A 21,493-nucleotide genomic window follows, 5' to 3' on the forward strand; every position below is an offset into this window, starting at 1 on the left:
GCGGTGCGGCACGATGGTGTCATGAGAATCCGTCGCGGCCTGGCCGGTCTCGGCTGGCGCCTGTCCCCCTACCGTCTCGTCGGCCACGAGCCGCCGTCCGAGCCGGGCGTCTTCCTCGGCGCGCCCCACACGGGCAACTGGGACTTCATCGCCCTCCTCGGCGTCGCCTGGCACTACGGGATGCCGATGAAGGTGCTCATCAAGGACTCCTGGGTCAGGGGCCCCGCAGGCCCCCTCATCCGGGCCATGGGCGGCATCGGCGTCGACCGCTCCCGTCCCGGCGGTCTCGTCGACGAGCTCGTCGCCCGGGCGGGGGCGACCGCTTCCAGCTCGTCATCGCGCCGAAGGGCACCCGTTCGCCACGCGCGCACTGGCCGGTCGGGATTCCGCAGGATCGCCCTCGCCGCCGGGCCGCCCGTCACGCCGGCGGGGATCGACCCGGCGCGCGGGGAGGTCGAGATCGGCCCCACGCTGACGATGACCGACGACGTGCGGGCCGACATGGACGCGATCCGCGCCTCCTGCGCGCGCTTCGGCGCGTCGTCCCGGCCAGGCGCTCCGAGCTCCGCCTGCGCGAGGAGGACGCCGGGCGCCGGGCCCCGACCGGGCCGCACCGCTGAGCCCGGTGTCCGGGGCGGCGAGTCCGCGGCGCGACGGGCCCGCCCCGTTGGTACCCTTCAGATGACCTTCCTCAGGAGCTTTTGATGAGCGATTACACCGACGCCGGCGCTGACGAGTTCAGCGAGGAGACCGGCCTCAACCTCTTCGACGACCGGGCCAGCGCCGCGGGCAGCTTCCCGCACGCCATGATGGGATACGACCGCAGCTCGGTCGACAACTACGTGCGCGACCTCGAGCGCCGTCTCGCCGCGGCGCGTCAACTCAACCGCGACCGGCTGCGCGACCTCGAGTCGCTCAAGGCCCAGCAGGGCACCACCGACTTCACCCGGCTCGGCGCGCACGCCACCGCGCTGCTGCGCGCCGCCGAGGCTCAATCCGACGACCTCGTCTCGAAGGCGGGCATCGAGGCCGAGCGGATCAAGGAGGAGGGCCGCCGCGTCGCGGCCGACCTGCGCGCGAACGCCCAGACCGAGGCCGACGACATCCGCGTCTCCGGCATGACGAATCTGCGCACGATGCGCGAGGAGCTCCAGCGCCAGAGCCAGGCCGTCCTCGACGAGGCCAAGGCCCAGGCCGGCACTCTCGTCGAGACGGCCCAGCGCCAGGCCCGGACGATCACGGACGAGGCCGAGCACACCGCCGCCATGACGCGCCGCACCGCCGAGGGCGAGGCCGAGGCCTCCCGCAACCAGCTCGCCAAGGAGGCCGCCGACGCGGCGACCGCCTCGCGCAACGAGGCCGACCAGATCACCGGCTCCGCGCGCACGCAGGCCGAGCGGATCATCGCCGACGCCACCGCCGAGGCCGAGCGGATCAAGGCCGACGCCACCGCCGAGGCGGAGGACCTGCTCGCCTCGGCGCGCACCGAGGCCTCCGAGACGCGGACGAAGGCCGAGCAGGAGGCTGCCGATCTGCTGCGCTCCGCCCGCGCCGAGGCCTCCGAGACGACGTCGAAGGCGGGCCGGCTGGCCGCGGACACCGCGAGCGCCGCCCAGGGGCAGGCCGAGAAGATCCTCGAGGAGGCCCGCGCCGGGGCAGACGCCATCCGCGTCGAGGCCAACGAGGCGGCCCGGGCGCGCCAGGAGGAGGCCACCGCCCAGGCCGAGCAGATGCGCGCCGAGATCGCCGAGCTCTACGCGGCCGCGACGAAGGCGACCGAGGAGTCCACCCGTTCGGTGCAGAAGCAGACCGAGGAGGCCCGCAGGATCACCGACGAGGCGCTCGAGAACGCCGAGCAGATCAAGATCGAGGCCGCGAACACGGCCGAGGCAACCGTCGCCGCGGCCAACCGCCAGTCGGCCATGATGAAGGACCGCCTCGAGGAGCAGTACTCCTGGCGCAAGGAGCAGCTCCAACGCGAGACCAACGCCCTCCAGCTGCGCAAGGACACCCTCGTAGCCCAGCTCGCCGACATCCGCGAGCTCGGCGAGGAGGCCGCCGAGGACTTCGCCGACGCGGACGGGGCGGAGCCCCCGGTCGACGTCGCCCTGCCCGAGGGCGGGGACGACCGGGACGACGAGGACGCCGAGGACACCCGCGAGGTCCACATCGCCGACAACGAGGAGTGGCTCAAGGAGGCCCCGCCCGAGGACGCCGGGGCCGCCGCCGACGAGCCGACCGCCCTCATCAACACCGAGGAGGTCGTCGCGGCACCGGCCGCCCAGCAGCACGGGAGGAAGCGCCGCTGAGGGACGCCCGGGCAGAGGAGGGGCGGCCGCTCGACGGCCCTCGGCTCAGAAGAGCCGCTCGGCGGCGTTGTCGATGCCGCGCAGCGCGTCGTAGTCGACGGTGAGGCAGGTGATGCCGCGGTCGGCCGCCAGGACGCGCGCCTGCGGCTTGATCTCCTGAGCCGCGAGGACACCGCTGACGGGCGCGATGAGCGGGTCGCGGTTCATCATCTTGAGGTAGCGGGTGAGCTGCTCGACGCCGTCGATCTCGCCGCGCCGCTTCACCTCGACCGCCACGTAGGCGCCCCGGGCGTCGTGGAGCATGATGTCGACCGGCCCGATGGGGGTCGGGTACTCGCGGCGCACGAGCGTGAAGCCCTCGCCGAAGGTGCCGGGGTTCTCTGCCAGCAGGGCCTGCAGATGGGCCTCGACGCCGTCCTTGCGCAGCCCGGGCTCGACGCCCAGATCGTACTCGCTGTCGTCGATGATCTCGGCGATGGCGATCTGGAGGGTGTCCTCGCCGCCCCGGACCGTCCACACCTGGTCGATCCGCTCGTCCAGCTCGGCCGTCGTCGCGGCGAGGTCGGCCGGCGCATCCCGGACGGTGAGCGTGCACGGCGGGGTCATCCAGTTGAGCGGCTTGTAAGCGCGGTCATCGGCATGGACGGACACGGCCCCGTCGGCCTTGATCATGATGAGGCGGGTGGCCATCGGCAGATGGGCCGTGAGCTTGCCGCCGTAGTCGACCTGGCACCGGGCAATCACCAAACGCACCCGACCACGGTATCAGCAGCGCCGCCCCGCCGGTGCGGCGCCGGGCACGGGCCCGGCGCCCGACTAGTCTTGGGGGCGTGGCACACCGTCGTCCGAGCAAGCACACGCGCCCCGCGCGCCCGCTGCGGCTCGCCTCGTACCCGACCAGCGCCGTCAAGCGCGACGGCCGCTGGGTCGTGCGCCGGATCCGCGCCGGGCGGTCGACGAAGGACTACCGCTGCCCCGAGTGCGACGGGATCGTCTCCGCGGGCACCGCCCACGTCGTCGCCTGGCCGCACACCCCGCCGATCGGCTCCGGCTCGGGCCTGGACTTCCGCCGCCACTTCCACGGCTCCTGCTGGGAGCGCCGGCCGTGAGCGGGGCCGTCGGGCTGCACACCGCGACGATCGGCTCCGGCCCGGTGCCGGTCGTCCTCCTCCACGGCCTGCTCGGCCAGGGCCAGAACCTGTCCACGGCGGCCAGGGGCATCGCCGACCTGGCAACGAGCCTGCTCGTCGACGTGCCGAACCACGGCCGTTCGGGGCGGACCGAGCACGTCGACTACCTGGAGCTGGCCGACGTCATCGCCGCCGAGCTGCGCGCCCGCGGCGCCGCCGAGCGCCCCGTCGTCCTCGTCGGCCACTCGATGGGCGGCAAGATCGCCATGTGCCTGACCCTGCGCCACCCCGACCTCGTCGCCGGGCTCGTCGTCGTCGACGTCTCACCCGTCGACCACGACGGCGCCGAGTCCTTCGGCCGGATCATCGACGCGATGCTGGCGCTCGACCTGACGCGGCTGCGCTCACGCGCCGAGGCGGACGAGGCGCTCGCCTCGGCCATCCCCGATCCGACGGTCCGCGGCTTCGTCCTGCAGAACCTGCGACGCACCGACGACGGGCCGGGATGGGCGTGGCTCGGCGACCCGCGCCTGCTGCGCGCCGAGCTGGACGTCGTGTGCGGCTTCCCCGACATGGCAGGAGCCCACTGGGACGGCCCTGTGCTGTGGGTCGCTGGAGCCGACTCCGACTACGTGCAGGACCGCCACGAACCGGTCATGCGCGCGCTCTTCCCCCGCGTCCGGCTGGTCCGCGTCCGGGGCGCGGGCCACTGGGTGCACGCCGACCGTCCGCAGGTCTTCATCGGGCTGCTGCGGGCCTTCCTCGCCCCGTGGAGCGCCGGTGCGGGGACGCGCCCCACGCGCCCCGGAGGCGGTCTCAGCCCAGCGTGACCCGGCGCAGCGTCGTGTCCGCAGCCGGGGAGGGCGAGGCGCCCTGGGCGAAGCCCTTCTCGGCGATCTGCGAGAGCACCTGCCGGCCCGCCTCGTCGACGGTGCCGAGCACGGGGTGGTCGCCGGAGATCGTCGAGTCGGCGTAGGTCATGAAGAACTGGCCCCCGTCGTGCTCGGGATCGGCCAGCGCGACCGTGCCCGCCGGGTAGCCGCACTCGGTGCGGTCCCCGTCCGAGCAGCTGACCAGCGGCGAGCCCGTCTCGGGGCTGAGGCCGTAGCCGGAGGTGCCCTTGCCGGTGCCGCCGGGATCGCCGCACTGGAGGACGAACAGCCCCGCCGTGGTCAGCCGGTGGCATCCCGAGCCGGTGTAGTAGCCCTGCTCGGCCAGCGACTCGAAGGAGTGCACCGCGCAGGGGGCCGCGGAGCGGTCGAGGGTGACGGTGATCGTCCCGGCGCCCATCGACAGCGTGACGGTGGCGGTGCCGGAGGCCGGCACCTGCTCCCCGTTCGGCGGGTCGACGGGCCGCGCCGGGCCACCGGTGACGGTGTACTCGCAGGTGACGCGGGCCACGGAGGCCGACCCGGTCCCGGGGCCCCCGGGCGTCGGGGCGCTCGCGCACCCGCCCAGCACCAGCGCGGTCGCCGCCGCGATCCCCACGAGCGTCGTCGTCCTGCCCATCTCATCGACCTCCCTGCTGCCTCACAGGGTGCCATCCTCCGGGCCCTTCTGCACGGCGCGCCATGCCGGTTACCCTGAGCCCATGGTGAATCTCACACGCATCTACACGCGCACCGGCGACGCCGGCAGGACGAGGCTGTCGAACAACGAGGAGACGGCCAAGACCGACCCTCGCGTGGAGGCCTACGGCTGCACCGACGAGACCAACTCTGCCCTCGGCGTGGCGCTCGCGCTCGGGCCTGACGAGAAGCTCCGCGAGGCGCTCGTCCTCATCCAGAACGAGCTGTTCGACGTCGGCGCCGATCTGTCCAATCCCGTCGTCGCGAACCCCGAGTGGGAGCCGTTGCGCGTCGTCCAGTCCTCGATCGACCGTCTCGAGCGCTGGTGCGACGAGTTCGGGGAGCCGCTGCCGAACCTGCGCTCGTTCATCCTGCCCGGCGGCTGCCCCCTGGCGGCCCAGCTGCACATCGCCCGGTCGCTCGCCCGCCGCGCCGAGCGCAGGGCCTGGGAGGCCGTCGAGGCCTTCGGCCCCGAGGACGAGCGGGCCGAACCGCACGGCGGGGTCAGCCTGTTGGCCGTGAAATACCTCAACCGTCTGTCCGACCTGCTGTTCACCATGGCGCGCTACGCGAACCTGGTCGCCGGGCACGATGAGGTGCTGTGGCTGCCCGGCGGTGAGCGCAACGCCGCGCACGCCGAGCAGGTCGCCGCCGCGAGGCCGGCGCACCGCTCCGCCGGCGCGCAGTGATCCGTCCCGTCCCGCCAAGCGGAACGGGACGTCACGGCACGCGGCGGGTCCACTCCTCGGTGGTGAACTTCTCGTCGAGCAGCCGCCGGGCCCGGGCGAGCTCCTCGGGGCGGTAGTCCGACTCGACGGCGTCGTAGCGGCCCATGAAGTGGGCGATGAAGCGCCGGAAGAGCTCGGCGCGGGACAGGCCCGTCTGCGAGCGCATGGGGTCGACGCGCCTGTTGGCGCTCCTCGTCCCCTTGTCGGAGAGCTTCTCGCGGCCGATGCGCAGCACCTGCATCATCTTCTCGGCGTCGATGTCGTAGCTCATCGTCACGTGGTGCAGGACGGTGCCGTCGGTGAGTCGGCGCTGGGCCGCGCCGCCGATCTTGCCCTTGTCGCTGGCGATGTCGTTGAGCGGCCGGTAGACGGCGTGGATGCCGACCTCGGCGAGGGCGCCGAGCACCCAGTCGTCGAGATAGGCGTAGGACTGCTCGTAACTGAGCCCCTCGACGAGCGCGCCGGGCACGGTGAGCGAGTAGGTGATGCAGTTGCCCGGCTCCATGAACATGGCGCCGCCGCCGGTGATGCGGCGCACGACCCGGATGCCGTACCGGGCGGCGTTGTCAGCGTCGATCTCGTTGTGCACGGACTGGAAGGAGCCGATGACGACGAGCGGGGAGTCCCAGTCCCAGAAGCGCAGGACCGGGCCCCGGGCGCCCGAGGACAGCTCGGCGGGGAAGACCTCGTCGAGCGCGACGTGCATGGCCGGGTCCATGACCCTCGGGCCGATGACCTCGAAGGCGAGGTCGTCCCAGCCGATGGCCCCGCCCACCGCGCGGCGGGCGGCGATGGCGACGGCCTGCGGGTCGAAGCCGACCATGCGCACGTCCTCGTCGAGGGCGGCGCGGATGGCGTCGGTCAGCTCCGCCACGGAGGCCGAGGTGGGGACCCCGTCGATGCCGGCGTTGATCCGCTCGAGGGCCTCGTCGGGTTCGAGGAAGAAGTCGCCCGACAGGTGGGCGTTCGCGTAGCGGCCGTCGACCTCATCGACCTGGACGACGACGAGCTTGCCGCCCCGGACCTTGTACTCACCGCGCACGGCGCGTCTCCTCGTTCATCTCGGGTTCGTCTGGTGGCGGCGGCCCTCGCCGGGAGGGCCCGCCTCGAGCCAGCTCATGAAGCCGGTGAGGCACTCGGTGTCCATGCCCAACTGCCACAGCGCGTGCCCGCTGGGGCCGGTGCGCTGGGCGACGGCAACGACCTGCTGGCCGACCGTGAGCCTTTGGAGGTCGGCCTCGGCGGGTGGGCGGTACTCGACCAGCTCCGCCTGGCGGCGGTGGATCACGACGTTCGGGCGCCGTCCGAGGGACAGCACCCGGTACCAGCCCAGATGGTTGCCCTCGTAGCGGGCCAGGCCGGAGTGCCAGGGGCGCACGACCGGGCGCTCCTGGCGCAGCTGACACTCGAAGACGCCGCCGCGCGACCAGATCCACCGGATGCGGAGGGCGCCGAGGACGCACAGCAGGGCGACGGCGACGAAGACCAGTGCCGCGAGCCCGACGACCATCCCTCCCCTGTCCATGGCCAGAAACCTACCCGCCCTGCGCCGGAGTGGCCAACACCGAGCGGACCAGGGGCATCGTCGTCAGTCCTGGTCGACGACCCGGACCGGGGCAGGGGTGACCTCGACCTGTCCTCCCCCGGCGAGCGCGGCCGCCGTCGAGGCGGCCCGCACCTGGGCGATGGCGTGGTTGTACTCGCGGACCTGGCTCTGGTCGGCCTCGCCCGAGTCGACGACGCCGTGCAGGTGGGCGATAGTGCTGCGCGCCTGGTCGACGGAGATCTTCGAGGAGATCTCGCCGAAGGCGCTCAGCAGCGAAACGTGGTTGCTGAAGACCGAGATGAAGCCGTCGGAGACGGCGACGACCTCGGTGACCCCGTCGACGCGCGTGATCTTCACCGCGCACGGCACGAGGGCGGCCATGATCGGCGCGTGGTTGGCCAGGATGCCGATGTCGCCTTCGGTGGTCCGGGCGACGACGCTGATGGCACGGCCCTCCCAGACCCTGCCCTCGGCGGCGACCACCGTGACCTCGAGGGGGGTGGACATCAGGACTCCTTCTTGAGCTGGTCCCACTTCTTGTAGACGTCGTCGAGATCGCCGACGTTGAAGAAGGCCTGCTCGGGGACCTCGTCGCACTTGCCCTCGCAGATCATCTTGAAGCTCTCGATGGTCTGAGCGAGGGGGACGGTGGAGCCCTCGACGCCGGTGAACTTCGTCGCCATGTAGGTGTTCTGGGACAGGAACTGCTGGACGCGGCGGGCCCTGGAAACGACGATCTTGTCCTCCTCGCTCAGCTCGTCGATGCCGAGGATGGCGATGATGTCCTGGAGCTCCTTGTTGCGCTGGAGGATCTGCTTGACCTGCGTGGCGACCTCGTAGTGCTCCTTGCCGACGTACTCGGGGGCGAGCAGCCGGCTCGTGCTGGTCAGCGGGTCGACGGCCGGGTACAGGCCGCGCGAGGCGATCTCGCGGCTCAGCTCGGTCGTGGCGTCCAGGTGCGCGAAGGTCGTGGCCGGGGCCGGGTCGGTGTAGTCGTCGGCCGGCACGTAGATGGCCTGCATCGAGGTGATGGAGTGGCCGCGCGTCGAGGTGATGCGCTCCTGGAGCTGGCCCATCTCGTCGGCCAGGTTGGGCTGGTAGCCCACCGCCGAGGGCATGCGGCCCAGCAGCGTGGAGACCTCCGAACCGGCCTGGGTGAAGCGGAAGATGTTGTCGATGAACAGCAGCACGTCCTGGCTCTGGACGTCGCGGAAGTACTCTGCCATCGTGAGGGCACTCAGGGCGACGCGCAGCCGGGTGCCCGGGGGCTCATCCATCTGACCGAAGACGAGGGCGGTGTCCTTGAGCACACCGGCCTCGTCCATCTCGTGGATGAGGTCGTTGCCCTCGCGGGTGCGCTCGCCGACGCCGGCGAACACCGAGGTGCCGCCGAAGTTGTGGGCGATGCGGTAGATCATCTCCTGGATGAGCACCGTCTTGCCCACGCCGGCGCCGCCGAACAGCCCGATCTTGCCGCCCTGGACGTACGGGGTGAGCAGGTCGAGGACCTTGAGCCCGGTCTCCAGCATCTGGGTGCTGGGCTCCAGCACATCGAACGGCGGAGGGTCGCGGTGGATCGGCCAGCGCTCCTGGACGCTGACGGTGGCGGGGTCGACGTTGAGGACGTCGCCGGTGGCGTTCCACACGTGGCCCTTCGTGACCTCGCCGACGGGCACGCTGATCGGGGCGCCGGTGTCGACGACCTCGGTGCCGCGGCGCAGGCCGTCGGTGGGTTTGAGGCAGATGCAGCGCACCGTGTTGCCGCCGATCTGCAGCGCCACCTCGAGGGTGATCGTGCGGCTGCCCTCGCCGGCGTCGAAGGACACGTGGAGGGCGTTGTTGATCTCGGGGATGCGGCCGTCAGGGAACTCGACGTCGACGACGGCGCCGATGACGCGGACGACGCGGCCGTTGACCGTCGTCGTGGCGGGATCGGGAGCTTGTGCTGTGACAGTCATTCAGATCTCCTGCGTGGATTCGGACAACGCTCCTGCGCCGCCCACGATTTCGTTGATTTCCTGGGTGATCTCGCCCTGACGCGCCTGGTTGGCCTGCCGCGTGAGCGTGTCGATGAGGGTCCTGGCGTTGTCGGTGGCCGAGTGCATGGCCTGCTGCCGGGCCGCCAGCTCGGAGGCGGCGGACTCGCGCATCATGTACTTGATGCGGTCGATGACGTACAGCGGCAGGAGCGCGTCGAGCACGGTCTCGGGGTCCGGCTCGAACAGGTACGGCGGGACGAAGCCCTCGGGCCGCTCCAGCGCCACGTCGGGGCTCTCGGCCACGTCCCCGCTGTCCCGGACGATCTTGAGCGGCAGCAGCCGGATGATCTCGGTCTCCTGCGTCACGAGCGACCGGAAGCGGGTGAACACCACGTGGATCGAGTCGACGCCGCCCTCGTCGGTCGGTCGCAGGAAGGCGTCGATGAGGGTGCTGCCGATCTCGAAGGCGTGCTCGTAGTGGGGCTCCTCGCTGAACCCGGTCCAGGAACCGGTCAGCTCGACGCTGCGGTAGGCGAAGTACTCCTGTGCCTTGCGCCCGACCGTGTAGATGTCGACCTCGCGGCCGAGCTCGTGCAGCCGGTCGACGAGGCCCCCGGCCGCCCGCATGACATTGGCCGGGTAGCCCCCGGCCAGGCCCCGGTCGGAGTTCACCACGAGCACGGCGACGCGGGTGGCCGTCGTGATGTCGTTCGTCAGCGGGTGGCTCACGCGGGAGTAGGCCGCGGCCGAGGAGACCGCCCGGACCAGCTCGCGCGTGTACTCGTCCGAGTTGCGAGCCTTCCGCCGGGCCCTCGTGACGCGGGAGGCGGCGATGAGCTCCATGGCCTTCGTGATCTTCATCGTCGTGGCCACGGAGTTCTTGCGCTGCCGCAGTTCGCGCAGGGATGCGGGCATGTCAGGACCTCTTCGTCGCGACGATCCTGGCCTGGCCGATGCCCTTCGCGGCGCCCTCGTCGGTCTCCTCGCGGCGCAGCGGCTGGCCGTCGGCGGTGCGGAAGAGATCCGTGAAGGCCTCGATCCGGCGGGTGAGCTCGTCGGCGGACTCGTCCGAGAGCTCGCCGGAGCCCTCGATCGCGGCGAGGACGTCGGTCTGCCCGCGCAGGTGCTCGATGAACTCGTCGACGAAGCGCAGCACGTCGGCGACCGGGACGATGTCGAGGTGCCCGTTGATGCCCGACCACAGGGCGACGGTCTGCTCGGCCATCGGGACGGGACTGGCCTGGCCCTGGCGCAGCAGCTCGGTGAGTCGGGCGCCGCGGTCGAGCTGGCGCCGGCTCGTCGCGTCGAGATCGGAGGCGAACATGGCGAAGGCCTGCATGTCGCGGTACTGGGCCAAGTCGATCTTCAGCGTGCCGGAGATCTTCTTCATCGCCTTGGTCTGGGCGGCGCCGCCGACGCGGCTCACGGACAGGCCGACGTCGACCGCCGGGCGCTGGTTCGCGTTGAACAGGTCGGACTGGAGGAAGATCTGGCCGTCGGTGATCGAGATGACGTTCGTCGGGATGTAGGCCGAGATGTCATTCGCCTTCGTCTCGACGATCGGCAGGCCGGTCATCGAGCCGCCGCCCAGGTCGTCGGACAGCTTGGCGCAGCGCTCCAGCAGCCTGCTGTGCAGGTAGAAGACGTCGCCGGGGTAGGCCTCGCGGCCCGGCGGGCGGCGCAGCAGCAGAGACATGGCGCGGTAGGCCTCGGCCTGCTTGGTGAGGTCATCGAAGACGATGAGCACGTGCTTGCCGTGGTACATCCAGTGCTGGCCGATGGCCGAGCCGGCGTACGGCGCGATGTACTTGAAGCCGGCCGGGTCGGAGGCCGGCGCGTTGACGATGGTGGTGTACTCCATCGCGCCGGTCTTCTCGAGGTTCTCGCGCACCTCGGTGACGGTCGAGTTCTTCTGGCCGACGGCCACGTAGATGCAGCGCACCTGCCGGTCCGGGTCGCCGGTGAGCCAGTTCTCGCGCTGGTTGATGATCGTGTCGGTGGCGATGGCGGTCTTGCCGGTCTTGCGGTCCCCGATGATGAGCTCGCGCTGGCCGCGGCCGATCGGGACCATCGAGTCGATGGCCTTGAGGCCGGTCATGAGCGGCTCGCGGACCTCCTGGCGGTGCATGACGTCGGCGGCCTGGAGCTCCAGGGCGCGGCGCCCCTCGATGCCGGCCAGCGGCCCCTTGCCGTCGATGGGGCTGCCGGTGGCGTCCACGACCCTGCCCAGGTAGCCGTCGCCCACGGGCACCGAGAGGATCTCGCCGGTGCCGTGGACGGCCGAGCCCTCGTCGACGCCCTCCGAGTCGCCGAGGATGACGGCGCCGATCTCGCGGAGGTCGAGGTTGAGGGCGATGCCCGTCGTGCCGTTCTCGAAGCGCAACAGCTCATTGGCCATCGCATGGGGCAGGCCCTCGACGTGCGCGATGCCGTCGCCCGAGCTCGTCACGCGGCCCACTTCCTCCGGTGCCGCCCGGTCGGGCGTGAAGTCCTGCACGAAACTGTCCAGCGCGCTGCGGATCTCGTCCGAGCTGATGCTCAGTTCAGCCATGGCGTCCTGTCTTCCTCGATTCTCCATGTGCCCCCGGGGGCAGGTCTGTGGGGATCAGGCGAGCTGTCTGCGGGCCTGGTCCAGGGTGGCCGCGATCGTCCCGTCAATCACGTCGTCGCCGATGAGCACGCGCACGCCGCCGAGCACGTCCGGGTCGACGCTGATGCTCAGGTCGACCGGCGCCGCGTAGAGGCGCGCCAGCTGGGCCCTCAACCGCTCCGCCTGGTCCTCGGGCAGGGCCCTGGCGACGGTGACCCGGGCCAGCCGCCGTCCGAGGACGCCCGAGGCGATCTCCTCGTAGCCGGCGAGCGTCCGGCCGACCCGCCCGCCGCACCGGGCGGCGTGCTGGACAAGGACGAGCGCGGCGGCGCTCAGCCGGGGGCCGAGCAGCCGCGTCACGAGCGCGGAGCGCTCCTCGGGGCCGGTCCCGTGCGCCGACAGCGCCTGGTCGAGCTCGACGTGGGCGCCGATGAGCCGCGCGCAGGCCCCGAGCTCGGCCCGGACCGCCTCGGGGTCGCCCGAGCGGACGCCGATGCGCACCCCCTGCTCCTCGAGCGCGTCGGCGAGCGCGAACCCCGACGGCCAGTCCAGGGCGACGGCGCGCGCGAGCAGCCCCGTCGCCCCGGGGCCGATCCGCCGGCCGACCAAGCGCTCGGCGAGCCGGCCGCGGGCGTCCGGTTCGAGCGTCGTGTCGGTCAGCGCGCGGCGCAGCGGCGGATTGTCGCGCAGCGCGTCGGCGAGCTCGAGGAGCTCGCCGACCAGCGCGGCGGTCGGGGCGAGCCCGTCGGCGGCCGCGTCGAGCGCCGCGGATCGGTTCTCGGGCACGGCGTTCACTCCCCCGCGCCCGACACGCACACGGGCTGGGACTCGAGCTCGGCGAGGAAGCGGTCGACCGTGCGCCGGGCCCGCTCGTCGTCGTCGAGGGACTCCCCCACGATGCGACCGGCGAGCGTCGTGGCCAGGCCACCCACCTGGGACCGCAGCTCGGTCAGGGCGGCCTCGCGCTCGACGGCGATCTGCGCGCGGGCCTCGGCGATCATCCTCGCCTGCTCCTGCGCGGCCCGCTGCTTGGCCTCGGCGACGATGAGGTCGCCGCGCTCGGTGGCCTCGTCCCGGGCGCGCGCGGCCTCGGCCTGCACCGCGTCGAGCCGCTTGCGGTACTCGGCCCGGGCGGCGTCCGCCTCGGCCTGGACCTGCTCGGCATGCCTGATGCCGCCCTCGATCTCGTCGGACCGCCGCTCGTAGAGCTCCTCGAACCGAGGGGCCACCGCCTTGGCCACGATGAGCCACATGAGGGCGAGCAGGGCCAGCCCGGCGAGGAACTCGGGCAGCTCGGGCAGCAGGGGCCCGAGGTCGAGCAGCGGCACCAGTTCGAACGGTGTCATCGCGGACCGCTCACCGGATGACGAAGGCGAGGACGAAGCCGAGGATGGCGAGCGCCTCGACGATGGCGAAGCCGATGTAGACCGGCTGCATGATGGTGCCCCTGGCCTCGGGCTGGCGGGCGATGCCGTTGATGCCGGCGTAGAAGATGAGTGCCACGCCGATGCCCGGGCCGAGTGTCGCCAGGCCGTAGCCGAGAACGTTCAGCGAGCCGCTGATCTCCAACGGAGTCATTGCATTTCCTTTCGGATGTCTTCCTTCGGATGAAGAGGCTGAGGGGCTCCTCAGTGGGCCTCGCCCACGGATGACCCAATGTACTGCGCGGTCAGCATCGCGAAGATGTAGGCCTGCAGGAAGCCGATGAACAGCTCGAGGCACAGCATGAGCACGCCGAAGAGCAGTGTCACGACGCCGGTGACGTTGTAGAAGACGCTGTGGGCCCACGTGAGCAGGGCGGCGCCGCCGCCGACGAAGACCATGATCGACATGTGGCCGGCGAACATGTTCGCGAAGAGCCGGACCGACAGGGTCAGCGGCCGGGTGAGGAAGGTCGAGATGAACTCGATCGGGATGATCACCGGGACCAGCCAGGCCGGGACGCCCGAGGGCAGCATGGCGACCCGCAGGTAGCCCAACCCGTGCTGCTTGAAGCCGGACACGACGTAGGCCGCGAAGGTGAGGATCGCCGCCGCGTAGGCGTAACCGACCCGGGAGAACGTCGGGAACATGAACAGGAAGGTCTCGCCGAACCAGTTGCTCACGAGCACGAAGCAGAAGACGGTGAGCAGACAGGGCACGAACCGGCGGTAGCCCGGGCCGATCATGTCGCGGCCGATGTCGCGCACGAAGTCGTAGACGTACTCGGCGAAGAACTGCCCCCTCGTGGGGACGACCCGCAGCCGGTGGGCGGCGATGAGCCAGAAGGCGAGGATGCCGACGAAGGCGACGAGGGCCAGAAGGAGCGGTTTGGTGAACCAGGTGGTGCCGAACCAGCCCTCGAACTGGAAGTCCTCGGTGCTCGGGGCCCGCCATCCGGTGGTGGCGCCCGTGAGCAGCTGCGAGCCCCATGTGGTCGCGATCCACACGATGATGACGAGCACCGCGATGAGGGCCGGGCTCGTGCCCCTCCGACGCACGGACTCCTCGGGAGCCGTCCCCTGGGCAGTGCTCATTCATCCCCTCCGAACCGCTTGATGATCAGGTAGACGGCAGCAGCCGTCCCCACGACGAGACCGATGGGCAGGAACACGGTCGCGTGCAGGAGGCGATCGGCGAGCCAGCCGAGCGCCCCGTAGAAGCCGATGCCGGCGAGCAGATGGGAGACCGCCGTGATGCCGTCGCCGCGCGCGGTCCCGGCGTCCGCGGCCCCGGGGACGCGCTGCTCGACGTCGGTCGCCGGGGCGTCGGGCCGGTGCTCAGCACTCATCGGCGTCCCCCTCCGCTCCATCGCAGTCGTAGACGTAGCTCCGTGTACGACGCAGAACCCGTATGATCCCACCGGACCAGCCGCAAACCAAGGCTACCGTCGTCCAGGCGAACCAGTCCACACGGCCACACCCGGCGAGCCAGCCCGCCGCCGTCAGCCCCCGCATGGCCAGGAGCACCAGGGCCACCCGGACGACGAAACCGACCAGGACCGGGCCGAGGGCCCGCGCGCTCGGGACGCGCAGCGCGCGCGCATTCCAGACGACGCCCACCGCGAGACAGCCGCCGACGACGACGAGCGCCAGCGCCCAGCCTAGCAAGCCGTCCGCGCCTGCGGCGACGAGACCGCCCACGGCGGCCGGGACGCTGCACAGCAGCGCCCCGGCCGTCCCGCCGCTCAGCATCGTGCGGGGCCAGGAGCGCCGCGAGGTCGTCCTCGTCACCGGGCGTCCCGCCCCGCACGACGATGGCGCGCGCTGAGCGGGCCGACGGTGACGAGAACGGCGAGGATGACGAGCACGACGAGCGCGGCGACGAGCCAGCCGTTCCAGACCAGGCCGAGGACGATGACGCCGAAGGCGACCAGGGCGGTCCACATGTACATGATGAGGACGGCCTTGACCTGCGAGTGACCGCGCTGGAGCAGCCGGTGGTGCAGGTGCTTCTTGTCGGCGACGAACCACCAGTTGCCGTTCCAGGTCCGGCGGACGTAGGCGAGCGTCAGATCGGCCAGCGGGATCGCCATGACGGCGATCGGCAGCAGGATCGGCAGCAGCGCGGGCAGGATGTCGCCGCTGCTGGGCGTCAGGGCTGACGAGTCGATCTGGCCGGTCAGCGAGATCGTGCTGCAGGCCAGCAGCAGGCCCAGCAGCATCGAGCCGGAGTCGCCCATGAACATGCGCGCGCGGTGGAAGTTGTGCGGCAGGAAGCCGGCGCAGATGCCCGCGATCGTCGCGCTGACGAGCGAGGCCGTCGTGGCGACGGCGAACTGCTGCTGGTAGGCCAGCAGATAGGTGTAGAGGAGCAGCGCGAGCGCGCCGATGCCCACGACCCCGGAGGCCAGCCCGTCGAGCCCGTCGATGAGGTTGACGGCGTTCACGCAGACGAAGATGTAGAGCACCGTGACGAGCAGCGACGTGGGCGTGTCGAGGGCGATGATCTGGTGCGGCAGGCTCACCCAGTACATGCGCACCCCGTTGAGGACGACGACGCCGGCGGCGAGCACCTGGCCCGCGATCTTCGCCATCCACGGCAGGTCGATCGCGTCGTCGATGGCGCCGATGACGCAGATGACCGCCGCCGCGACGAAGATGCCCAGGGCGTCGTGGGTGAGTGTGGCGTGGCGGCCGAGGAAGGGCAGGTGGATGGCCAGGAGGAAGGCCGCGAGGACGCCGATGAGCATGGCCACGCCGCCCAGGTAGGGCGTCGGGCGCGAGTGCACGTCCCGTTCGCGCACCGGCGCGAGGGCGCCCGTGCGCACGGCGACGCGCCGGCACGGTCCGCAGAGCAGGAAGGTGCCGAGGGCCGCGATGAGCATGACCAGGAGGTACTCGCGCATGGCCGCCTCAGCCCCCGGTCCGGTCGTCCCGGCCGGCGTCGGCCGGGCGGGACGACCGGACCGGTTCGGCGTCCGGCCCCCCGTCGGCGCGGGGGAGGCCCTCGAGGCCCGGGCTGCACTCGCGCAGGGCCTCGAAGCCGATGACGCCGGCGCGCAGCATGCGGCCGCCGTAGCCCCTGGTGAAGTCGACGATGGTCGAAGCCGTCGGGCCGGGGGTCGGGCCGCCGTCGAGGTAGACGGCGACGCTGTCGCCGAGCATGGAGCGGGCGGCGGCCACGTCGGTGGCGGGCGGTCGGCCCGAGACGTTGGCGCTCGAGACGGCCAGCGGGCCGGTGCGGCGCAGCAGCTCCCGGGCGTCGTCGTGGTCCGGGACGCGCACGGCGATCGTGCCCCCGCTCTCCCCCAGGTCCATCCGCAGGCTCGTCGGGGCCCGCAGGATGAGGGTGAGGGCGCCGGGCCAGAAGCGGGCGATCATGCGCCGGGCGCCGGGCGGGACGGCCGAGGCGAGCGCGGGGAGCATGCCGGGTTCGGCGATGAGCACCGGCGGGGGCATGTCGCGCCCGCGGCGCTTGGCGTCGAGGAGGCCCTGGACGGCCTCGGGCGAGAACGGGTCGACGCCGACGCCGTAGACGGTGTCGGTGGGCAGGACGATCGGACGCCCCTCGCACACGGCCCGGCTGGCCGCGGCCATCGCCTCGTCGTGCTCGGTGCGCAGGTCGAGACAGCGGCCCGGCCCGTTCGGCTCGGACTCGTTCACGGCGCTCATTCTTCCACCTCGGGCCGCCGGGCCCCGGACGCACGCACCGCGCTGACGAAACGGGGGCGGCCGGTCAGGTCGGGGTGGTCCTCGATCGTGCCGAAGGCGCCGGAGTCGGCCAGCAGCCGGGGCGCCGAGCCGTCCTGGGTCTCGTCGTGCTCGGCGACGAGCCAGCCGCCCGGTCGCAGGAGCCTTGCGGCCGCGCCGACGAGCACGCGGAGGGCGTCCAGGCCGTCCTCACCGGAGAAGAGGGCCTCGGGCGGGTCGTGGTCGAGCACGTCGGCGGGCAGCGCCCCGGCGGCCGCGGCGGGCAGGTACGGCGGGTTCGCGACGACGAGGTCGACGCGGCCGTCGAGCTCGTGGAGGGCCTCGGCCATGTCGGCGTGGACGACCCGGACCCCGCGCGGCTCGAGGTTCCGCCGGGCCCACACGAGGGCCTCCGCGGAGCTCTCGACGGCGTGGATGCGCGGCTCGCCGGGGCACTCCTCGGCGATCGCCGCGGCGATGACGCCCGAGCCGGTGCACAGGTCGACGACGAGGGGTGTCGGGCCGGTGCCGGGGCGCAGGGCGACGAGCCGGCGCAGCGCGAACTGGACGACGGTCTCGGTCTCGGGGCGCGGGATGAACACGCCGGGGCCGACGAGCACCCGGATCGTGCGGAACCAGGCGACGCCGGTCAGGTGCTGGACGGGCTCGCCGGCGGCCCGCCGGACGAGGAGCCGCTCGTAGCGGGCGGCGACGGGCTCGTCGAGCTCGCGCGTCGTGGCCAGGCCGGACGGATCCATCCGCGCGGCGTGGGCCAGGAGCAGGCGGGCGTCGGCCCGCGGCGTCGGCAGGCCCGCCCCGGCGAGCCGGGCGACGCCGTCCCTGAGCAGCGCCGCGGGGCGGCGGGCGCTCACGAGCGCCCCACCCTCTCGAGGCGCCAGGCGAGGTCGGCGGCGGCCAGGGCCTCGAGGAGCGGGCCGAGCTCGCCGGCGAGGACGGCGTCGAGGTTGTGCGCCTTGAAGCCGATGCGGTGATCGGTGATGCGGTTCTCCGGGAAGTTGTAGGTGCGGATGCGCTCTGAGCGGTCGACCGTGCGCACCTGACAGCGGCGGGCCTGCTCGGCCGCGGCGGCGGCCTCCTGCTGCGCGGCCGCGACGAGGCGGCCGCGCAGGATGCGCAGGGCCTGCTCCTTGTTCTGCAGCTGACTGCGCTGGTCCTGGCAGGTGACGACGATGCCGCTGGGCAGGTGCGTGACGCGCACCGCCGAGTCGGTGGTGTTGACGCCCTGGCCGCCCTTGCCCGTGGAGCGGTAGACGTCGATCCGCAGGTCGTCCGGGTCGATCTCGACCTCGTCCTCCTCGACGTCGGGCATGACGAGCACGCCGACGACCGAGGTGTGGATGCGCCCGGCGGACTCGGTGACCGGCACGCGCTGGACGCGGTGCACGCCGCCCTCGAACTTGAGGACGCCGTAGGGGGCCTCGTCCGCGTCGGCGCCGGGGGCGGCGCGGAGGGCGACGGTGACCGACCGGTAGCCGCCCAGGTCGGTGCCCTCGGCCTCGAGCGGCTCGACGGCCCAGCCGACGCGCTCGGCGAACCGGGTGTACATGGTCAGCAGGTCGGCGGCGAACAGCGCCGACTCCTCTCCGCCCTCGCCGGACCTGATCTGGAGGATCGCGTCGTCGGCGTCGTTGGGATCGCGCGGGGCGAGCAGGCGGGTGAGCCGCTCGGTGACGGACGCGAGGCGGGCGCCGAGCGAGTCGGCCTCGGCGGCGAAGTCGGAGTCGTCCCCGGCGAGCTCCTCGGCGGCGGCGAGGTCGTCGGCGAGCCGGTCGTGCTCGTCGAGGGCCCGCACGATGCCGGAGAGCTCCGAGTAGCGCCGACCGATCCGGCGCGAGCGCCGGGGATCGCCGATCACCGCCGGATCGGCGAGCTGGGTCTCGAGCCGGACGAACTCCTCGCGCAGCGACTGCGCGGCCTCGAACACGTGGACCCCTCTCCCCTTCCGGCCCGGCGCTCCGGCCCGGTGATCGGCACGGCGGGCGACGGGCGCCCGCAGACGACGGCAGGCGCCGGGGGACGGGACCCCGGCGCCTGCCGATGAGAACTACTTGGCCGCCGCCTTGCGCTTGCCGTAGCGGCGCTCGAAGCGGGCCACCCGGCCACCGGTGTCGAGGATCTTCTGCTTGCCGGTGTAGAAGGGGTGGCAGTTGCTGCACACGTCGACGGACATGGTCTCGCCCGGGTGGGTGCTGCGGGTGGTGAACCGGTTCCCGCAGGTGCACACGACCCTGATGTCGTGGTACTCGGGATGGGTGGCCTTCTTCATGAGTCTCTCCTGTTCCGTCGTCCGGGTCGCCATCGTGGGGCCCGCACCAGGTGCCGGGCCGGGCGTGAACCGGAGCGCCGCTCAATGGTAGCCGATCGGTCGGGGCCGTTCCAGCCGCGCCGCGGCCCACCCCGCCGGCGAGACCGGCTCAGTCGTTCCCGGGCGTCGTCCGCGAGATGACGACGAGGAACTCCGAGTTGTTGCGGGTCTTGCGCAGCCGCCCGAGCAGCGTCTCGGAGGCCTTCTGCTCGTCCAGCCCGGACAGCACCCGGCGCAGCTTCCAGATGATGTCGCGCTCCTGGGCGCTCATGAGCAGCTCCTCGCGGCGGGTGCCGGAGGCCTCCACGTTGATGGCCGGGAAGATGCGCTTGTCGGCGAGCTGGCGCGAGAGGCGCAGCTCCATGTTGCCGGTGCCCTTGAACTCCTCGAAGATGACCTCGTCCATCTTGGAGCCGGTCTCGACGAGCGCGGTGGCGAGGATCGTCAACGAGCCGCCGTTCTCGATGTTGCGGGCGGCCCCGAAGAACTTCTTGGGCGGGTAGAGGGCCGCCGAGTCGACGCCGCCGGACAGGATGCGTCCCGAGGCCGGGGCGGCCAGGTTGTAGGCGCGCCCCAGGCGGGTGATGCCGTCGAGGAGGACCACGACGTCGCGTCCCAGCTCGACCAGGCGCTTGGCGCGCTCGATGGCCAGCTCGGCGATCGTCGTGTGGTCCTCGGCCGGGCGGTCGAAGGTCGAGGCGATGACCTCGGCCGTGGTCGTGCGCTGGAAGTCGGTGACCTCCTCGGGGCGCTCGTCCACGAGGACGACCATGAGGTGCACCTCGGGGTTGTTGAGGGTGATGGCGTTGGCGATGTTCTGCATGACCATCGTCTTGCCGGCCTTCGGCGGGGAGACGATGAGGCCGCGCTGGCCCTTGCCGATCGGCGACATGAGGTCGATGATGCGCCCGGTCATGTTGCCCGGCGTCGTCTCCATGCGCAGGCGCTCCTGCGGGTACAGCGGCGTGAGCTTGGCGAACTCGGGGCGCTGGCGCATGGCCTCGGGGGCGGCGCCGTTGACGGTGTCGAGGCGCACGAGGGGGTTGTACTTCTCGCGGCGCTCGCCCTCGCGGGGCTGACGGATGGCGCCGGTGATGACGTCGCCCTTGCGCAGGCCGTTCCTGCGGACCATCGACAGCGAGACGTAGGCGTCGTTGGGGCCGGGCAGGTAGCCGCTGGTGCGGACGAAGGCGTAGTTGTCGAGGACGTCGAGGATGCCCGCGACGTCGAGCAGGACGTCGTCCTCGCGCACCACCGGGTCCTCGAGCTCGTTCATGCCGCCGCGACGACGGTTGGAGCGATCGCGGTTGCGGCGTCGGCGCGAGCGGCGCGAGCCGCCGGACTCCTCGTCGTCGCGGCGGTTGCGGCGCTGCTCGCCGCCGGCGGACCTGCCGGCGTCCGACTCGCCGCCCCGGCCGGAGAGCCGGTCGAGGCGGGCCCCGACCTCGCCGGCGGTGTCGGACTCGGCGCCCCTGTCGGACGACCCGTCGCGGCCCTCGGCGGCACGTTCGCGGGCGGGGCGCTGGTGACGGCCGGAGCGCTGCTCGGCCGCCTCGAGGCGGGCGGCCACGGCGTCGGCCGTCGACAGAGGGGCCTCGTCGGCGTCCTTGTCGGCGTGCCGCTCGGCCCCGGTCCCGCCGGCGGCCCCGCCGCCGCGGTCCGGGCGCTGGCCCTCGCCGCCGCGGCGCCGGCGCGGTGCCTGCTGCCCGGTGCGCCCCTCGGCGCCGTGCCCCTCGGCTGCGGAGCCCGCGTCGCCCCTCTCGGCGCCGGCGCCGGGGCGCTGGGCGTTGATCGCCTCGACCAGAGCGCTCTTGCGCATGCTCCCGGCGCCCCTGATGCCGAGTTTTGCGGCGACCGCCTTCAGTTCGGGCAGCCTCATGGCGCTCAGTGCGGCGGTGGTGGAGCCCTCGCCGGCGATGGCGAGGGCGGCCTGGGATTCGGTCACTGGTTTCCTTTCAACAACCGCACGCGGCTGCGGCGGTACGTCGTCGAGTCGGGCGGCGCCGCGTCGGTCGTCCGAGCGCGGCGAACGTGTGCGTGCCCCTGGACGCGTCACGGGCCCCGCTCGTCCCTGCGGACCGGGGCACCCGTGCGGCGCGTCGTGACATCGAGGAGTCGGTTCGGCGAGTTCCGGATCGCGGCGCACACACTGCGCGTCCGACGCGCAGGGAGGAGGCCCACAGCGAATGAGGATTCGAGGACCGGC

The 21,493-nt window shown here is 72.4% G+C and carries 25 protein-coding genes; 5 read left to right on the forward strand and 20 right to left on the reverse strand.

Annotated elements, in window-relative coordinates:
* Positions 1 to 21: 21 nt before the first annotated feature.
* The gene (locus EGX94_RS00185) at positions 22 to 705 is read left to right on the forward strand and encodes a lysophospholipid acyltransferase family protein (RefSeq protein WP_051383751.1); all 684 of its coding nucleotides are present in this window, start codon (positions 22 to 24) and stop codon (positions 703 to 705) included.
* A complete protein-coding gene (locus EGX94_RS00190; RefSeq protein ID WP_021796969.1) occupies positions 705 to 2,309 on the forward strand; it encodes a hypothetical protein in 1,605 nt (534 codons plus the stop codon). The genes EGX94_RS00185 and EGX94_RS00190 overlap by 1 nt, the downstream gene beginning before the upstream one ends.
* A gap of 45 nt (positions 2,310 to 2,354) precedes the next feature.
* On the opposite strand, the gene nucS is transcribed toward EGX94_RS00190, so the two are convergent.
* Entirely contained in the window at positions 2,355 to 3,062 is a 708-nt protein-coding gene (nucS, locus tag EGX94_RS00195) for an endonuclease NucS (protein WP_021796976.1), read from the reverse strand.
* A gap of 77 nt (positions 3,063 to 3,139) precedes the next feature.
* On the opposite strand from nucS, the gene EGX94_RS00200 reads away from it, so the two are divergent.
* Entirely contained in the window at positions 3,140 to 3,418 is a 279-nt protein-coding gene (locus tag EGX94_RS00200; protein ID WP_021796977.1) for a hypothetical protein, read from the forward strand.
* On the forward strand, positions 3,415 to 4,269 hold the full coding sequence (locus tag EGX94_RS00205; RefSeq protein ID WP_021796973.1) for an alpha/beta fold hydrolase: 855 nt from the start codon (positions 3,415 to 3,417) through the stop codon (positions 4,267 to 4,269). The genes EGX94_RS00200 and EGX94_RS00205 overlap by 4 nt, the downstream gene beginning before the upstream one ends.
* On the opposite strand, the gene EGX94_RS00210 is transcribed toward EGX94_RS00205, so the two are convergent.
* The gene (locus EGX94_RS00210) at positions 4,256 to 4,948 is read right to left on the reverse strand and encodes a peptidylprolyl isomerase (protein ID WP_021796979.1); all 693 of its coding nucleotides are present in this window, start codon (positions 4,946 to 4,948) and stop codon (positions 4,256 to 4,258) included. The two genes, EGX94_RS00205 and EGX94_RS00210, sit on opposite strands and share 14 nt — an antisense overlap.
* Before the next feature lie 82 nt (positions 4,949 to 5,030).
* Here EGX94_RS00210 and EGX94_RS00215 point away from each other — a divergent pair, with 82 nt between their 5' ends.
* Positions 5,031 to 5,696 (forward strand): cob(I)yrinic acid a,c-diamide adenosyltransferase, encoded by a 666-nt coding sequence (locus tag EGX94_RS00215; RefSeq protein ID WP_043120708.1) that lies wholly within the window; start codon positions 5,031 to 5,033, stop codon positions 5,694 to 5,696.
* 31 nt (positions 5,697 to 5,727) lie between these two features.
* On the opposite strand, the gene EGX94_RS00220 is transcribed toward EGX94_RS00215, so the two are convergent.
* The 18 genes from EGX94_RS00220 to rho all read right to left on the reverse strand — a co-directional run bounded on the left by EGX94_RS00220 (position 5,728) and on the right by rho (position 21,166).
* Positions 5,728 to 6,777, reverse strand: coding sequence for a lipoate--protein ligase family protein (locus tag EGX94_RS00220; RefSeq protein WP_021796986.1), 1,050 nt, complete (start codon positions 6,775 to 6,777; stop codon positions 5,728 to 5,730).
* Positions 6,778 to 6,792: 15 nt separating this feature from the next.
* Complete coding sequence (locus tag EGX94_RS00225; RefSeq protein WP_043120710.1) at positions 6,793 to 7,260, reverse strand: DUF2550 domain-containing protein; 468 nt, start codon at positions 7,258 to 7,260, stop codon at positions 6,793 to 6,795.
* A 63-nt stretch (positions 7,261 to 7,323) separates the two neighbouring features.
* Entirely contained in the window at positions 7,324 to 7,788 is a 465-nt protein-coding gene (locus EGX94_RS00230; protein ID WP_021796982.1) for a F0F1 ATP synthase subunit epsilon, read from the reverse strand.
* Complete coding sequence (atpD, locus tag EGX94_RS00235) at positions 7,788 to 9,239, reverse strand: F0F1 ATP synthase subunit beta (RefSeq protein ID WP_021796968.1); 1,452 nt, start codon at positions 9,237 to 9,239, stop codon at positions 7,788 to 7,790. The genes EGX94_RS00230 and atpD overlap by 1 nt, the downstream gene beginning before the upstream one ends.
* Entirely contained in the window at positions 9,240 to 10,175 is a 936-nt protein-coding gene (locus EGX94_RS00240; RefSeq protein ID WP_021796974.1) for a F0F1 ATP synthase subunit gamma, read from the reverse strand.
* 1 nt (position 10,176) lies between these two features.
* A complete protein-coding gene (gene atpA, locus EGX94_RS00245; protein ID WP_021796984.1) occupies positions 10,177 to 11,811 on the reverse strand; it encodes a F0F1 ATP synthase subunit alpha in 1,635 nt (544 codons plus the stop codon).
* 54 nt (positions 11,812 to 11,865) lie between these two features.
* Positions 11,866 to 12,636 (reverse strand): F0F1 ATP synthase subunit delta, encoded by a 771-nt coding sequence (locus EGX94_RS00250; protein ID WP_021796978.1) that lies wholly within the window; start codon positions 12,634 to 12,636, stop codon positions 11,866 to 11,868.
* 5 nt (positions 12,637 to 12,641) lie between these two features.
* Positions 12,642 to 13,196 carry a F0F1 ATP synthase subunit B gene (locus EGX94_RS00255; RefSeq protein ID WP_021796980.1) on the reverse strand — a complete coding sequence of 185 codons (555 nt, stop codon included), beginning with the start codon at positions 13,194 to 13,196 and terminating at the stop codon, positions 12,642 to 12,644.
* Between the two features lie 10 nt (positions 13,197 to 13,206).
* Complete coding sequence (locus EGX94_RS00260) at positions 13,207 to 13,428, reverse strand: ATP synthase F0 subunit C (RefSeq protein ID WP_021796988.1); 222 nt, start codon at positions 13,426 to 13,428, stop codon at positions 13,207 to 13,209.
* 50 nt (positions 13,429 to 13,478) lie between these two features.
* The gene (atpB, locus tag EGX94_RS00265) at positions 13,479 to 14,366 is read right to left on the reverse strand and encodes a F0F1 ATP synthase subunit A (protein ID WP_021796967.1); all 888 of its coding nucleotides are present in this window, start codon (positions 14,364 to 14,366) and stop codon (positions 13,479 to 13,481) included.
* A complete protein-coding gene (locus EGX94_RS00270; protein WP_021796971.1) occupies positions 14,363 to 14,620 on the reverse strand; it encodes an AtpZ/AtpI family protein in 258 nt (85 codons plus the stop codon). The genes atpB and EGX94_RS00270 overlap by 4 nt, the downstream gene beginning before the upstream one ends.
* On the reverse strand, positions 14,610 to 15,062 hold the full coding sequence (locus tag EGX94_RS00275; protein WP_021796983.1) for a hypothetical protein: 453 nt from the start codon (positions 15,060 to 15,062) through the stop codon (positions 14,610 to 14,612). The genes EGX94_RS00270 and EGX94_RS00275 overlap by 11 nt, the downstream gene beginning before the upstream one ends.
* On the reverse strand, positions 15,059 to 16,177 hold the full coding sequence (locus tag EGX94_RS00280) for a glycosyltransferase family 4 protein (RefSeq protein ID WP_021796975.1): 1,119 nt from the start codon (positions 16,175 to 16,177) through the stop codon (positions 15,059 to 15,061). The genes EGX94_RS00275 and EGX94_RS00280 overlap by 4 nt, the downstream gene beginning before the upstream one ends.
* Before the next feature lie 7 nt (positions 16,178 to 16,184).
* The gene (locus tag EGX94_RS00285) at positions 16,185 to 16,934 is read right to left on the reverse strand and encodes an L-threonylcarbamoyladenylate synthase (protein WP_021796985.1); all 750 of its coding nucleotides are present in this window, start codon (positions 16,932 to 16,934) and stop codon (positions 16,185 to 16,187) included.
* A gap of 5 nt (positions 16,935 to 16,939) precedes the next feature.
* On the reverse strand, positions 16,940 to 17,833 hold the full coding sequence (gene prmC / locus EGX94_RS00290; RefSeq protein WP_123825755.1) for a peptide chain release factor N(5)-glutamine methyltransferase: 894 nt from the start codon (positions 17,831 to 17,833) through the stop codon (positions 16,940 to 16,942).
* Positions 17,830 to 18,906, reverse strand: a complete 1,077-nt coding sequence (prfA, locus tag EGX94_RS00295; protein WP_021798056.1) for a peptide chain release factor 1 — start codon at positions 18,904 to 18,906, stop codon at positions 17,830 to 17,832. Before prfA ends, prmC begins: the two co-directional genes overlap by 4 nt.
* A gap of 120 nt (positions 18,907 to 19,026) precedes the next feature.
* The gene (gene rpmE / locus EGX94_RS00300; protein WP_021798054.1) at positions 19,027 to 19,248 is read right to left on the reverse strand and encodes a 50S ribosomal protein L31; all 222 of its coding nucleotides are present in this window, start codon (positions 19,246 to 19,248) and stop codon (positions 19,027 to 19,029) included.
* A 148-nt stretch (positions 19,249 to 19,396) separates the two neighbouring features.
* Positions 19,397 to 21,166 (reverse strand): transcription termination factor Rho, encoded by a 1,770-nt coding sequence (rho, locus tag EGX94_RS00305; protein WP_123826405.1) that lies wholly within the window; start codon positions 21,164 to 21,166, stop codon positions 19,397 to 19,399.
* Positions 21,167 to 21,493: the final 327 nt, after the last annotated feature.

Origin of the sequence: Propionibacterium acidifaciens, from assembly GCF_003798325.1 — a bacterium.
GTDB lineage: Bacteria > Actinomycetota > Actinomycetes > Propionibacteriales > Propionibacteriaceae > Propionibacterium > Propionibacterium acidifaciens.

Excerpts from the sequence above, each read along its gene's own strand:
- EGX94_RS00185 (WP_051383751.1), top strand. The coding sequence starts at position 22 with ATGAGAATCCGTCGCGGCCTGGCCGGTCTCGGCTGGCGCCTGTCCCCC.
- EGX94_RS00190 (WP_021796969.1), top strand. The coding sequence starts at position 705 with ATGAGCGATTACACCGACGCCGGCGCTGACGAGTTCAGCGAGGAGACC.
- EGX94_RS00210 (WP_021796979.1), bottom strand. The coding sequence starts at position 4,948 with ATGGGCAGGACGACGACGCTCGTGGGGATCGCGGCGGCGACCGCGCTG.
- EGX94_RS00215 (WP_043120708.1), top strand. The coding sequence starts at position 5,031 with ATGGTGAATCTCACACGCATCTACACGCGCACCGGCGACGCCGGCAGG.
- EGX94_RS00225 (WP_043120710.1), bottom strand. The coding sequence starts at position 7,260 with ATGGACAGGGGAGGGATGGTCGTCGGGCTCGCGGCACTGGTCTTCGTC.
- EGX94_RS00230 (WP_021796982.1), bottom strand. The coding sequence starts at position 7,788 with ATGTCCACCCCCCTCGAGGTCACGGTGGTCGCCGCCGAGGGCAGGGTC.
- atpD (WP_021796968.1), bottom strand. The coding sequence starts at position 9,239 with ATGACTGTCACAGCACAAGCTCCCGATCCCGCCACGACGACGGTCAAC.
- EGX94_RS00240 (WP_021796974.1), bottom strand. The coding sequence starts at position 10,175 with ATGCCCGCATCCCTGCGCGAACTGCGGCAGCGCAAGAACTCCGTGGCC.
- atpA (WP_021796984.1), bottom strand. The coding sequence starts at position 11,811 with ATGGCTGAACTGAGCATCAGCTCGGACGAGATCCGCAGCGCGCTGGAC.
- EGX94_RS00255 (WP_021796980.1), bottom strand. The coding sequence starts at position 13,196 with ATGACACCGTTCGAACTGGTGCCGCTGCTCGACCTCGGGCCCCTGCTG.
- EGX94_RS00260 (WP_021796988.1), bottom strand. The coding sequence starts at position 13,428 with ATGACTCCGTTGGAGATCAGCGGCTCGCTGAACGTTCTCGGCTACGGC.
- atpB (WP_021796967.1), bottom strand. The coding sequence starts at position 14,366 with ATGAGCACTGCCCAGGGGACGGCTCCCGAGGAGTCCGTGCGTCGGAGG.
- EGX94_RS00270 (WP_021796971.1), bottom strand. The coding sequence starts at position 14,620 with ATGAGTGCTGAGCACCGGCCCGACGCCCCGGCGACCGACGTCGAGCAG.
- EGX94_RS00280 (WP_021796975.1), bottom strand. The coding sequence starts at position 16,177 with ATGCGCGAGTACCTCCTGGTCATGCTCATCGCGGCCCTCGGCACCTTC.
- rpmE (WP_021798054.1), bottom strand. The coding sequence starts at position 19,248 with ATGAAGAAGGCCACCCATCCCGAGTACCACGACATCAGGGTCGTGTGC.
- rho (WP_123826405.1), bottom strand. The coding sequence starts at position 21,166 with ATGAGGCTGCCCGAACTGAAGGCGGTCGCCGCAAAACTCGGCATCAGG.